Origin of the sequence: Phenylobacterium sp., assembly GCF_016793285.1 — a bacterium.
GTDB lineage: Bacteria > Pseudomonadota > Alphaproteobacteria > Caulobacterales > Caulobacteraceae > Phenylobacterium.
Map to the genome: position 1 here is coordinate 1 of NZ_JAEUMO010000223.1, position 11,753 is coordinate 11,753.

At 70.6% G+C, this 11,753-nt stretch carries 13 protein-coding genes and 1 pseudogene; 6 read left to right on the plus strand and 8 right to left on the minus strand.

The window, feature by feature from the left end:
* Both JNL41_RS19495 and JNL41_RS19500 read left to right on the plus strand, forming a co-directional pair.
* Positions 1-306 (plus strand): S1 RNA-binding domain-containing protein (locus JNL41_RS19495; RefSeq protein WP_293477839.1); only part of this gene is annotated, 306 nt, incomplete at its 5' end.
* A 169-nt stretch (positions 307-475) separates the two neighbouring features.
* The gene (locus tag JNL41_RS19500) at positions 476-1,150 is read left to right on the plus strand and encodes a DUF642 domain-containing protein (RefSeq protein ID WP_293477840.1); all 675 of its coding nucleotides are present in this window, start codon (positions 476-478) and stop codon (positions 1,148-1,150) included.
* 170 nt (positions 1,151-1,320) lie between these two features.
* Here JNL41_RS19500 and dnaA read toward each other — a convergent pair whose 3' ends face one another.
* The 6 genes from dnaA to mutM form a co-directional block, all read right to left on the minus strand.
* Positions 1,321-2,802 (minus strand): chromosomal replication initiator protein DnaA, encoded by a 1,482-nt coding sequence (gene dnaA / locus JNL41_RS19505; RefSeq protein WP_293477841.1) that lies wholly within the window; start codon positions 2,800-2,802, stop codon positions 1,321-1,323.
* Between the two features lie 396 nt (positions 2,803-3,198).
* Positions 3,199-3,468, minus strand: coding sequence for a 30S ribosomal protein S20 (gene rpsT, locus JNL41_RS19510; RefSeq protein ID WP_293477842.1), 270 nt, complete (start codon positions 3,466-3,468; stop codon positions 3,199-3,201).
* A 109-nt stretch (positions 3,469-3,577) separates the two neighbouring features.
* Positions 3,578-4,138, minus strand: coding sequence for a DUF5655 domain-containing protein (locus tag JNL41_RS19515; protein WP_293477843.1), 561 nt, complete (start codon positions 4,136-4,138; stop codon positions 3,578-3,580).
* 3 nt (positions 4,139-4,141) lie between these two features.
* Positions 4,142-4,921 (minus strand): enoyl-CoA hydratase, encoded by a 780-nt coding sequence (locus JNL41_RS19520; RefSeq protein ID WP_293477844.1) that lies wholly within the window; start codon positions 4,919-4,921, stop codon positions 4,142-4,144.
* 27 nt (positions 4,922-4,948) lie between these two features.
* Complete coding sequence (locus tag JNL41_RS19525) at positions 4,949-5,800, minus strand: TraB/GumN family protein (protein WP_293477845.1); 852 nt, start codon at positions 5,798-5,800, stop codon at positions 4,949-4,951.
* 5 nt (positions 5,801-5,805) lie between these two features.
* Positions 5,806-6,669, minus strand: coding sequence for a bifunctional DNA-formamidopyrimidine glycosylase/DNA-(apurinic or apyrimidinic site) lyase (mutM, locus tag JNL41_RS19530; RefSeq protein WP_293477846.1), 864 nt, complete (start codon positions 6,667-6,669; stop codon positions 5,806-5,808).
* 62 nt (positions 6,670-6,731) lie between these two features.
* On the opposite strand from mutM, the gene JNL41_RS19535 reads away from it, so the two are divergent.
* The gene (locus tag JNL41_RS19535; RefSeq protein WP_293477847.1) at positions 6,732-7,490 is read left to right on the plus strand and encodes a class I SAM-dependent methyltransferase; all 759 of its coding nucleotides are present in this window, start codon (positions 6,732-6,734) and stop codon (positions 7,488-7,490) included.
* Positions 7,491-7,497: 7 nt separating this feature from the next.
* Complete coding sequence (gene ubiB, locus JNL41_RS19540; RefSeq protein WP_293477848.1) at positions 7,498-8,988, plus strand: 2-polyprenylphenol 6-hydroxylase; 1,491 nt, start codon at positions 7,498-7,500, stop codon at positions 8,986-8,988.
* Between the two features lie 26 nt (positions 8,989-9,014).
* Here the strand turns inward: ubiB and JNL41_RS19545 are convergent.
* Together JNL41_RS19545 and JNL41_RS19550 are read right to left on the minus strand one after the other, a co-directional pair.
* A pseudogene (locus JNL41_RS19545) lies at positions 9,015-9,358 on the minus strand (DUF559 domain-containing protein).
* Positions 9,359-9,493: 135 nt separating this feature from the next.
* Positions 9,494-10,066, minus strand: a complete 573-nt coding sequence (locus JNL41_RS19550; RefSeq protein ID WP_293477849.1) for a hypothetical protein — start codon at positions 10,064-10,066, stop codon at positions 9,494-9,496.
* A gap of 111 nt (positions 10,067-10,177) precedes the next feature.
* On the opposite strand from JNL41_RS19550, the gene coaBC reads away from it, so the two are divergent.
* Positions 10,178-11,371, plus strand: a complete 1,194-nt coding sequence (gene coaBC / locus JNL41_RS19555) for a bifunctional phosphopantothenoylcysteine decarboxylase/phosphopantothenate--cysteine ligase CoaBC (RefSeq protein WP_293477850.1) — start codon at positions 10,178-10,180, stop codon at positions 11,369-11,371.
* The coding region (gene dut / locus JNL41_RS19560; protein ID WP_293477851.1) for a dUTP diphosphatase at positions 11,368-11,753 on the plus strand (386 nt) is incomplete at its 3' end. The genes coaBC and dut, both read left to right, overlap by 4 nt.

The window sequence follows — 11,753 nt, forward strand, 5'->3', positions numbered from 1 at the left end:
GACTGGATCAAGTCGATCGCCAGCGAGCCCGAGATCGGCACGATCTACACCGGCAAGGTGGTCAAGATCGTCGACTTCGGCGCCTTCGTGAACTTCTTCGGCGCCAAGGACGGCCTGGTCCACGTGAGCCAGATCGCCGACCGCCGCGTCGAGAAGGTCTCGGACGTGCTGAGCGAAGGCCAGTCGGTCAAGGTGAAGCTCCTGGGCTTCGACGACCGCGGCAAGACCCGCCTCTCCATGAAGGTCGTCGACCAGGAGACCGGCGAGGACCTGTCGGCCAAGGCCGAGGAGAAGGCGGACGCCTAAACGTCTGTCCGATCTGCTGAACTGAGCGAAGGGCGGCCGGAGCGATCCGGCCGCCCTTTCGTATGCGACGCCCCGCCACACAGGCGGCTGGCATACCCCCTGCAAGCACAGCCTTAGCTGCCGTCGTCCGCGTCCCGGAATGACGCGGGTCGTCCTCAAGGAATTCGCCGTGCTGAAACCCATCGCCATCGCCGCCGTCCTGGCCGTCTCCGCCGTGGCCACCTCGGCTTCGGCCGCCACCGTCGAGCTGCTCACGAACGGCGGGTTCGACGACGTCGGTTCGGCCACGCCGGAAGGCTGGGGCGGGCTCACCTACTACGCCGGCGGCCCGGCGATCCTCCCCGGCTGGACGGTAGAGGCCGGCTCGGTCGACCTCACCGACACCAACAGCCTCTGGGGCCCGTCGGGCGGCGGTCAGTACTCGCTCGACATCAACGGGTGGAGCGCCGGCACGATCGCGCAGAGCTTCGCGACAGTCCTGGGCCGCCTCTACAATGTCTCCTTCAGCTACTCGCGCAATCCGGCCAACGCGCCCTACACGGCGACCGCGCTGGTCACCGCGGGCGGCCAGAGCCTGAACGTCACGGCGCTCGGCGACGGCTCGTTCGGCGGCATGGGCTCGATGGCCTGGCAGACCGGAGGCTTCAGCTTCGTCGGCACCGGCAATACCGAGACGATCCGCCTGGCGGGCACGATCGAGGGCAACGCCGGCGTCTTCTTCGACAACGTCTCGGTCTCGGCCGGCGTGCCGGAACCGTCCACCTGGGCCATCGCCATCATGGGCTTCGGCCTGATGGGCGCCGTGCTGCGCCGTCGCCGTCGCGTGGCCATGGTCCGTGCCTGAGTTCAGTGCGAGTAGCTTGGCGTAAGCGTCGCGTACGGAAGGGCGGCCGCAGCGATGCGGTCGCCCTTTCGCTGCACCCGGGAACAAGAAGGGCCCGCCTTGGCGGCGCTCCCCAGCGTCCGCTAACCCCAGCGTCCGCTAACCCCAGCGTCCGCTAACCCCAGCGTCCGCTAACCCCGGAGCTTGCGCAGCAGGACGTCGATGTCGCGCGCGATGGTCGCGTCCTCGCCCTTCAACTGCTCGATGCGGCGCACGGCGTGCAGGACCGTGGTGTGGTCGCGGCCTCCGAAGCGGCGGCCGATGTCGGGCAGGCTGCGCGTGGTGATCTGCTTGGCCAGCCACATGGCGACCTGGCGCGGGCGGGCTACGGCGCGGGCGCGGCGCTCGCTGATCAGGTCGGCCTGCTTCAGCGCGTAGTGCTCGGCCACGACCTTCTGGATCATGTCCACGGTCACCTTGCGCTCGTTGACGCTCAGGTGGGGCCGCAGGATCGCCTGGGCCTCGTCGAGGCTCAGGCGAGCGATGTCGCCGCCCACGCGGGCCACCAGCGTGTTCAGCGCGCCCTCCAGTTCGCGCACGCTGTCGGTGAAGCGGTCGGCGAGGAACTGCAGCACCTCGGCGCGGGCGGCGGGCACGAAGCCGCCCTGCTGGGCGAGCGTGTTCAGCTTTCGCTCCAGGATGCCGAGCCGCAGGGAGCGGTCCGCCGGCTCGATCCCGCAGACGAGGCCCATCTGCAGGTGGCTGCGCAGCCGCGGCTCCATCTCGGAGATCTCGGTCGGCGAGCGGTCGGCGGTCAGCACCACGCGGCGGCCATCCTCCACCAGAGCGATCAGGGTGTGGAACAGCTCTTCCTGCGTTTGCGTCTTGCCGGCCACGAAATGGACGTCGTCGATCAGCAGCAGGTCGGCGTTGCGCAGCTCATCCTTGAACGCCGCCGTCTGGCGCGTCTGGATGGCGTTGACGAACGTCGAGGTGAAGCGCTCCGCGGAGAGGTAGACCACCCGCTTGCCCGGCCCGCCGGTGCGCATGGCCTCCCAGGCGAGCGCGTTCAGCAGGTGGGTCTTCCCGAAGCCGTAGGGGCCATGGAAGACGACCGGGTTGAAGTGGCCGTCGGCCCAGGAGGCCACGCGGCGCGCCACGGCGAAGGCGAATTCGTTCGCCGGGCCCGACACGAAGGTGTCGAACGTGTAGCGCTCCTGCAGGCCCTGCAGGCGGCCCTGGCGCGCGGCGACAGGCGCCACGGCTTCGGCCTCGATCTCGAACACGGGGGCGGACATGGGGACAGCAGCCGGTTGGGGGGCGGAACCGGGCGCATTCGCGGCGACGAGAGGATGCGCGGTGAGGGAGGCGGAATCGACTTCGGTGCGGCACTTCAGGTCGAGGCGGCGGTTCAGCGGGTCGTTCTGCGCCCACAGCTCGCCGATGCGGCGCCACGCGTTGTGGCGGATCCAGTCGCGGGCGATGCCGGTGGCGGCGACGACGCACACTTCGTCGGCGGTCTCGCGCAGGGCCGCGTGACCCAGCCACGACCCGAACGTCGCATCACCCAGCTCGCGCTTGAGAACCTGGCACGTCTTGCTCCACACGGCTGTCGCCGGCGCATTGGCCATAGCTCCCGCAGCCCCCCCGCTCGTCATTCCTCGGAACCCCATCACTTTCTTACCCAAAAGCCAGGGTCCCGAACCCCCCGACCGACCCGATTGTTCAACGAAAACAGGTTCTTACTCGGCGAACGCATGTGCTCCGCCGCCGTCCCGGTTTGGCCCCGAGATCAAGAGTGAGAACCTGTAAGAAGGCAGACACTAATGAGGGGCCCTGGGGGGTCAACGGTGATTCTTTTCACCGTCGAGACTTATTTCTGTTGACTCGCGAGGGACCCTTTTCGGTCCAAGGGAAAGCCCGAAAACCCACCCCGGAAGCTGAGCTTTTTGGTCGCAGGAGTCGCACCTCGCAGGGGTTCGGCGCATCAAAAAAGCAGCGTCCCGGAGGGGGCGCTGCTTTCGAAATTCCTAGAGGTGAAGAGGGGGAAGTGCCCCCCGCGACCGGCGTCAGGCCGCCGACATCTTCTTCAGTTGAGCCGCCAGGCGCGACACCTTGCGCGAGCCGGTGTTCTTGTGGACCACGCCCTTGGTCACGGCGCGCATCAGCTCGGACTGGGCCTTGACGAAGGCGTCCTTGGCCACGGCGACGTCGCCGCCGGCGACCGCTTCCTCGAACTTGCGCAGGAAGGTGCGCACGCGCGAGCGGCGGGCGGTGTTCACTTCGGTGCGACGGGCGATCTTGCGGACCGCTTTCTTGGCGCCGGGCGTATTGGCCATTCGGGACTCTTCTTCAAACGGGCAAACCCCGCCGGTTGGCCGGCGGGCGAAATTGGAGGCGCGGATATACTGAAACGGACCCCTGCGGTCAACCGCCCGCGAGCGGCGGTCAGACGTTCGCCTCGTAGGTCCGCCGCATCAGCTCGACGGCCTCGTCGTCCAGCTCGGCGACCGAGGCGAGGCCGAACTGGACGGGCATGTTTTCGTGTCGCGAACGGACCAGACGTCCCCCAGCGTCGGCGGCCAGCCGCAGGGCCACGTCCACGCGCTTCAGGGTGGTCGCCTGGACGCGGATGAAGGTGCGCCTGGGGGTCAGCAGCGAGACGTAGGTCTTGCGCGTCTGCACGGTCACCTCGCCCTGCCCCAGCGCCGCCTCCAGGACTGCGTCGTAGATCGGCCGCAGTGCGGGCCGGTCGGCGTACTGGGCGTCCACCAGGCTGTCGGCGGTGGCGGTCATGAAGTCCGGATAGCCGAGCTGTTCGTAGCGCAGCAGCATGGCGGCGTAGCCGGTGACTCCGCGCTCGGCGAGCCAGGCGGTGATCGCGGGACGATCCGGCAGGCCGGCGCTCCGGACGCGCGCCGCCCAGGTTCCGAGGGTCTCGCCGGTGGCCTTTTCGAGTCGCGCCGCCTGCTCGTCGCGCCACTGGCGCCAGTCCCGGGTTCCGGCCACCCGCTACTGGCCCCTGAAGGCCGGCTTCCGCTTGTCGATGAACGCGGCCATCCCCTCCTTCTGGTCCTCGAAGGCGAAGAGGGAGTGGAACAGGCGCCGCTCCATGCCGACGCCGGTCGAGAGCGTGGTCTCGAACGCCGCGTTGACCAGCTCCTTGTTCATCATCACCGCCAGCGTGGACTGGGCGGCGATCCTGGCGGCGGCGCCCAGCGCCTCGTCGACCAGCTTGTCGGCGGGCACGACGCGGCTGACGAGGCCGGCGCGCTCGGCCTCGGCGGCGTCCATCATCCGGGCGGTCAGGACCATGTCCATCGCCTTGGCCTTGCCCACGGCGCGGGGCAGGCGTTGCGTGCCGCCGATGCCGGGCATGACGCCCAGGTTGATCTCAGGCTGCCCGAACTTGGCGGTCTCGGCGGCGATGATGAAGTCGCACAGCATGGCCAGCTCGCAGCCGCCGCCGAGTGCGAAGCCGGCGACCGCGGCGATGATCGGCTTGCGGAAGCGCTCGACCCGCTGGCCGGCGGCGCCGAAGAAGTTCGACTGGAACATCTCGGCGTAGGACTTGTCGGACATCTCCTTGATGTCGGCGCCGGCGGCGAAGGCGCGTTCCGAGCCGGTCAGCACCACGCAGCGGACGCTGTTGTCCCCTTCGGCCTCGTCCAGCGCCTGGCTGAGCTCGGTGAGCAGCTCACTGTTCAGCGCGTTCAGCGCCTGCGGCCGGTTGAGCCGGATCAGGGTGACGCCCTCGCTGGGGCTTTCGACGATCAGGGTTTCGTAGGCCATGTGCGCTCCCGGTGCTGCGCCGACCGCTTACGGCCCCGTGACGGAATAGCCAAGGGCGCGCAGGCGGGCCGGCAGGCCCTGGGCCCCGACGAGGTGACCGACGCCGACCACGACGACCGTGCGGCCCCTGCCTTTCAGGCGCGCGTCGAGCTGCCGCGTCCAGTCGGCGTTGCGCTGGATCACCAGGCGGTCGAAGACGACGGGCGAGGCGCGGCGGAGCGGAGCGAGCGCCTCGCGGTCCAGCCCCTTCACGTCGCCGGCCATCCAGGCGCGCACCAGTTGCATGTAGGCCCCGGGATCGCGGTCCATCTCCTGCAGGGTCTGGCGCAGCGAGGCGATCTGTTCGCGGAGCGGCGAGCCGTCGATGAGGCCGAGCTGGCGGGCGGGCGTCTCGAGCGCCCTGCGTTGGACGGTGGCAGGCGTGGCGGCGCTGAGCGTCGTCTCGACGCCATGTGCGGTGTCGGCGCCGGCCTTGCGGTAGGCCGCCGCCGCCAGCGTCACCTCGGCCAGCCAGGGCTCCAGCCGGTCGAGGGTCGTCTTGTCGACCCCGTAGGCGTCGGCGACCTTGATCAGGAGCGCCGCATCCCCGGGCGGCAGCAGCCGGAAGATCGACTGGCCGGTCGGCAGCACCCCGCGGGTCGCGGCGATCAGCGAGATCTCGCGGTCGGCCTCGGGGCCGACGGGCAGCTCGAACCAGAGGTCGTCGGCCTTGCCGAGCGCCGCCTGCAGGGAGGCCGGCTTCCACGCAAGCCCGGGCGGCAGGACGTGGACCGAGCCGAAGAGCACCAGCTCGGAGTCCCTGTCCTTCACCACCCAGACCGGCGGCTCGGCCAGGGCGGGCGCGGCGAGCGCGAAGGCGGCGACGAGGCCCGCGAGCAAGGCCCTCACGTCTGGCAGACCGGGCAGTAGAAGGTGGAGCGGCCCGCCTGCACCTTGCGGCCGATCACGCCCTTGCAGCCGGCGTTGCGGCAGGGCTGGCCCTCGCGGTCGTAGGTGCGGAAGCGGTGCTGGAAGTAGCCCAGGGCCCCGTCGGCCTGGGCGAAGTCGCGCAGGGTGGAGCCGCCGGCCTCGATCGCCTCGGCCAGCACGGCCTTGATCTCGGGCACAAGGACCTCGAGCCTGGCGGCCCTGACTTTCCCCGCCGGCTTGAAGGGCGAGATGCGGGCGCGGTTCAGCGCCTCGCAGACGTAGATGTTGCCGAGGCCCGCCACGATCCGCTGGTCGAGCAGCAGGGTCTTCGGGCCTTGCTTGCGGTCCTTGAACGCGGCCTTCAGGTGGGCGGCGTCGAAGGCGTCGGATAGCGGCTCGGGGCCCAGCCCCGCGAACCACGGGTGCAGGCCGAAGGTCGCGGTGTTGACCAGGGCCATGTAACCGAAACGGCGCGGGTCGTAGTAGGTGATCCGGGCGCCCGCCTCGGTCTCGAAGACGATGTGCGCGTGCTTCGGGTCGGGATCCGGCGCGTAGTGGAACTGGCCGGGCCGCGTCTGGCCCTCAGGTCTCGCGATCTCGAAGCGGCCGCTCATGCCGAGGTGCATGACGAGGGTGTCCTCGCGGTCGAGGCGGGCCAGCAGATACTTGGCGCGGCGCTCCAGCCTGACGACCGTCGCGCCGGTCAGCGTCTGGACGAAGTCGGAGGGCAGCGGAAAGCGCAGGTCGGGGCGGCGGGCTTCGACGCGGGCGAGCCGGTGGCCTTCGAGCACTGGGGCAAGGCCGCCGCGGACGGTCTCGACTTCCGGAAGTTCAGGCATCGCCGACCGGCTTGGCACGCCTTCGCTGGCGCGCCAAGTCCTTGGACGGTAAGAGGGCGCGCATGACGGGACCTTCCGCGACCTTCGGCTTCCGCGACGTCGACGCTTCCGAGAAGCCGGGCCTCGTGCGGGGCGTCTTCGACCGCGTGGCCCGGCGCTACGACCTGATGAACGACCTGATGAGCGCGGGCGTCCACCGGCTCTGGAAGGACGCGACGGCCGCGCGCCTCAACCCGCAGCCCGGCGAGGTCATCGTCGACTGCGCGGGCGGCACCGGCGACATGGCCCGGAGGTTCGCGAAGCTGGCGCGCCGCGCGCAGGAGCGGCGCGGCGGCGACGACGCCCGGATCTTCGTGGTCGACTACAACGCCGAGATGATCGCCGCGGGGATCGAGCGCGGCGGGATGCCCGAGGTCTGCTGGGCGGTCGGCGATGCGCAGCGGCTGCCGCTGCCCGATGCGAGCGCCGACGCCTACGTCATCAGCTTCGGCATCCGCAACGTGACCGACATCTCCGCGGCGCTGCGCGAGGCGAGGCGCGTCCTGAAGCCTGGCGGCCGGTTCCTGTGCCTGGAGTTCTCCCGGCCGGTGACCGAGGCGCTGCGGGCCGCCTATGACGCCTATTCGTTCAAGGTTATCCCCGAGATCGGCGCGCGGGTGGCCAACGACCGCGAGAGCTACCAGTACCTCGTGGAGAGCATCCGGCGCTTCCCGGACCAGAAGGCGTTCGCCGCCCTGATCGCCGGCGCGGGGTTCGGCCAGGTGGCGTGGACGAACTATTCGGGCGGGGTGGCGGCGCTGCACACCGCGCGGGCCGTCTGAGCCCGCGGTGGCGTCGCTCGGGGCCTATTTCCGGCTGATCGGCGCCGGGTGGACGCTGGTCCGCAACGACGCGCTGCTGCCGCGCGAGCTGGACGGTTTCTATTCCCCGGCGGTGCGGGCGCTGGCCAACACGCTGCGGGTCTTCGCCGGCCGGCGCGACGGGCGGCCCGGCGAGCGGCTGGCCCGCGCGCTGCAGGGCCTGGGGCCCGTGGCGATCAAGCTGGGGCAGTTCCTGTCCACGCGGGCCGACATCTTCGGGCGCACCTTCGCCGAGGACATGGGCCACCTGAAGGACCGCCTGCCGCCGTTTCCCGCGTCGCAGGCCCGTGCAGCCATCGCCGAGGGCCTGGGCAGGCCGGTCGAGGCGCTGTTCGCCGCGATGAGCGAGCCGGTGGCCGCCGCCTCGCTCGCGCAGGCGCACGACGCGACCCTGCTGGACGGCCGGCGCGTGGCGGTGAAAGTGCTTCGGCCGGGGATCGAGCGGCGGGTGGCCGCGGACTCGGCCGTCCTGGCGCTGGCCGCCCGGCTGATGGCGCGCTGGGCGCCGCCGCTGCGGCGGCTGGAGCCGATCCGGTTCGCCGACACCGTGATCCGCGCGACCGAGCTCGAGCTGGACCTGCGGCTGGAGGCCGCCGGCGCCGACGAGCTGGCCGAGATCATGGCCAAGGACGGCTACATGGCCGCGCCGCGGGTCGTTTGGCCGGGCGTCGGCAAGCGCGTGCTGACCATGGAGTGGGCCGAGGGCGTGCCGCTCAGCGACGACGCGGCGCTGGAGCAGCCGGGCCTCGATCGGCCGGCGTTGGCCGACAACCTGACGCGGGCCTTCCTCGCCCAGGCGCTGGATCACGGCGTCTTCCACGCCGACCTGCACGAGGGCAACCTGTTCGCCGCCGCCCCCGCGCGCCTGTTCGCGGTCGACTTCGGGATCATCGGCAGGCTCGGGCCGGCCGAGCGGCGCTACCTCGCCGAGATCCTCTGGGGCTTCCTGAACCGGGACTACCGGCGCGTCGCCCAGGTTCATTTCGACGCCGGCTACGTGCCGGCCCACCACAGCGTGGAGGCGTTCGCACAGGCGCTCAGGGCCGTCGGCGAGCCGGTGTTCGGCCGCACGGCCGACGCGGTCGCCATGAGCCGGGTGCTCACCCAGCTCTTCGAGATCACCGCCCTCTACGACATGCACCTGCGCCCCGAGCTGGTGCTGCTGCAGAAGACCATGGTCACCGTCGAGGGCGTCGCCCGGCGCATCGACCCCGACCACAACATCTGGGCGGCCGCCGAGCCGGTGGTCCGGCGCTGGATCGCCCGCGAGCTGTCGCCCGTCAGCCGCGTGAGGGAACTGGCCGGCCAGGCCGAGAGCGCCATCCGTAACCTCGCCCGCCTGACTCAGCCGCAGCCGGCGGTGACGCCGGAGCCCGAAAAGGCCCGCTTCGGGATCGTCCAGTTCCTGCTGGGCGCCCTTGTCGGCGCCGCGGCCTTCATGGCCGGCCGGCTGCTGTAATCCTTCTCCCCTTGCGGGAGAAGGTGTCAGGCGCAGCCTGACGGATGAGGGATCTCGCCGACCCGGGTAGGCTGCCTTGCCGCCTCCAGAATTCGGGAGACAACCTTCCAGTCTCTGTTGTTGGCTAGTACGTCGTTCGGGAAGCGAAGAACGCGGAACCCTTGGCCGATCAGCCACGCGTCGCGCTGGCATCATGGATCGGGTCGTGAAACGGTCCATCCGCCTCAACGATCAGGCGAAACCGCAGGCACGCGAAATCAACGACGTAGGGACCGAGCGGAACCTGTCGACGGAACTTCACGCCATCGAGGCGGCGATCTCTGAGTAGTTTCCAGAGGAACTGCTCGGTCGACGGCGCGCGTCGTCTCAAGCTCCGCGCCTGATTGATGCTCGCTCGGCGCTACATTGCCCCCAGCTTCACTGATCCCGTCGGTGCGACCCCTCATCCGACCCGCTTCGCGGACCACCTTCTCCGGCAAGGGGAGAAGGGGCGCGGCCACACGGGTCAGGCGTCGTCGTCGCCGTTGCGGCGGGCGGACTGGGTGCGGCGGGCTTCGCGGGTCTTCTGCTCGGCCCAGTAGGACGCCCCGTCGTCGGGGTGGAACATGGTGCGGGGCGCGCCGTCCTTGCTGCGCACGGCGAAGGTGTTGCTCTTCGCATCGTAGATCAGCAGGTCGCCGTTGCGCCGCTTCAGCGTCTGGGCGCCCTTCGGCGGATCGGACACGAAGGCGTGGGCCTTCTGCACGAACGCCTGGACGCTGTCGGCGCCGAACGCCTCGCCGTTCCGCTCGAAGGCCCGGCGGGCGTTCTCGTCGGCGGAGTAGCGGCGGCTGGCCGACCACATCGGCTTGCCGTCGACCAGCTTCACCGGGTCGTTGCGGTGATCGGCCCGCGGCGCGACGTCGTCGTCGGAGCGCGACGAGGGCGCCGTCGAATAGGCGTCCGGGCCGCTGGCCGCCTCCGCCATCTGCGTGCCCGCGGCCTGCTGCTTGCCCGCGACGGCCGACGGGCCGTTGTCGCAGGCGCTGAGCGCCAGGGCGGCCGCGCCCATGAACAGAATCGTCCTGATTGCCGACATCGTTCCCTCCAGCTCAGGCTGTTTCGGAACAAAGAAAGAACATACCGCTGAAGGTTTGTCGAGTCCCCGGCGATGACCTAAATCGGGGCCCTCTCGAACGGGGCGGTTCCCTTGAGCGGTAAGCGGGTTCTCCTGATCGTCGGCGGCGGGATCGCGGCCTACAAGGCGCTGGAGCTGACGCGGCTCCTGCGCAAGGCGGGCGTCGGCGTGCGGCCGATCCTGACGAAGGCGGGCGCCGAGTTCGTCACCCCGCTCAGCCTGTCGGCGCTCGCCGAGGACAAGGCCTACACCGAACTCTTCAGCCTCACCGACGAGGCCGAGATGGGCCACATCGAGCTCTCGCGCTCGGCCGACCTGGTAGTCGTGGCGCCGGCCACGGCGGACCTGATGGCCAAGGCTGCCAACGGGCTGGCGGGCGACCTCGCCTCGACCACGCTGCTGGCGACCGACAAGCCCGTGCTGATGGCGCCGGCGATGAACGTGCGCATGTGGGAGCACGCGGCGACCCGGCGGAACCTCGCGCAACTGAAGGCCGACGGCGTGCTGTTCGTCGGACCCGACGAGGGCGCCATGGCCTGCGGCGAATACGGGTCAGGCCGGATGGCCGAGCCGCCCGCGATCTTCGAGGCGATCATGGCCGCGCTGGCCGGCGGGCGGCCGCTGGCGGGCCGGCGCGCGATCGTCACGGCCGGGCCCACGGCCGAGGCGCTGGATCCCGTGCGGGTGATCACCAACCGTTCGTCGGGCAAGCAGGGCTACGCCATCGCCGCGGCCCTGGCGAAACTGGGCGCCGAGGTGACGCTGGTGAGCGGGCCCACCGCGCTGCCGGCGCCGCCGGCCGTGAGGCGGGTGGACGTCGAGAGCGCGCGCGAGATGCTTGCGGCGTGCGAGGCCGCGCTGCCGGCGGACATTGCTGTCTGCGTCGCCGCCGTCGCCGACTGGCGGCCGAGCGAGGTTTCGCCGCAGAAGCTCAAGAAGGGGAAGGACGCATTCCTGGCGGCCGGCATGACCTTCATCGAGAACCCCGATATCCTCGCCAAGCTGTCCGGCCACGCGCAGCGTCCTCGTCTGGTGATCGGCTTCGCGGCCGAGACCGAGAACGTGGAAGAGCACGCCCGCAACAAACTGAAGCGCAAGAACTGCGACTGGATCGTGGCCAACGACGTGAGCATCCAGGGGACCATGGGCGGCGACGAGAACGCGGTCAGCATAGTCCTGCGCCGCGGAATCGAGCGATGGGACCGCATGCCCAAGGGCGAGGTCGGCCGCCGGCTCGCCGCCCGCATCGCCGAGGAGTTCCAGTGACCGGACCCACCGTCCCGATCGCCCGCCTGCCGCACAACGCCGACCTGCCGCTGCCGGCCTACGAGACCGCCCAGGCGGCCGGCATGGACCTGCGCGCCGCGGTGCCGCAGGACGAGCCGCTGGTGCTGCATCCCGGCGACCGCTTCGCGGTGCCGACGGGGCTGGCGTTCGCGCTGCCCGAAGGTTTCGAGGGTCAGGTGCGGCCGCGCTCGGGCCTGGCGTTCAAGAACGGCATCACCTGCCTCAACTCGCCCGGCACGGTCGACGCCGACTACCGGGGCGAGGTGAAAGTCATCCTGATCAATCACGGGGCCGAGGCCTTCACGATCCGCCGCGGCGACCGCATCGCGCAACTGGTGATCGCGCCGGTGGTCCAGGCGCG

What these genes read in the sequence shown, in the direction of transcription:
- rpsT (WP_293477842.1), bottom strand. Translation starts at nt 3,468, where the DNA reads ATGGCCAATACGCCCGGCGCCAAGAAAGCGGTCCGCAAGATCGCCCGT.
- JNL41_RS19535 (WP_293477847.1), top strand. Translation starts at nt 6,732, where the DNA reads ATGACGGGACCTTCCGCGACCTTCGGCTTCCGCGACGTCGACGCTTCC.
- mutM (WP_293477846.1), bottom strand. Translation starts at nt 6,669, where the DNA reads ATGCCTGAACTTCCGGAAGTCGAGACCGTCCGCGGCGGCCTTGCCCCA.
- dnaA (WP_293477841.1), bottom strand. Translation starts at nt 2,802, where the DNA reads ATGGGGTTCCGAGGAATGACGAGCGGGGGGGCTGCGGGAGCTATGGCC.
- JNL41_RS19550 (WP_293477849.1), bottom strand. Translation starts at nt 10,066, where the DNA reads ATGTCGGCAATCAGGACGATTCTGTTCATGGGCGCGGCCGCCCTGGCG.
- JNL41_RS19520 (WP_293477844.1), bottom strand. Translation starts at nt 4,921, where the DNA reads ATGGCCTACGAAACCCTGATCGTCGAAAGCCCCAGCGAGGGCGTCACC.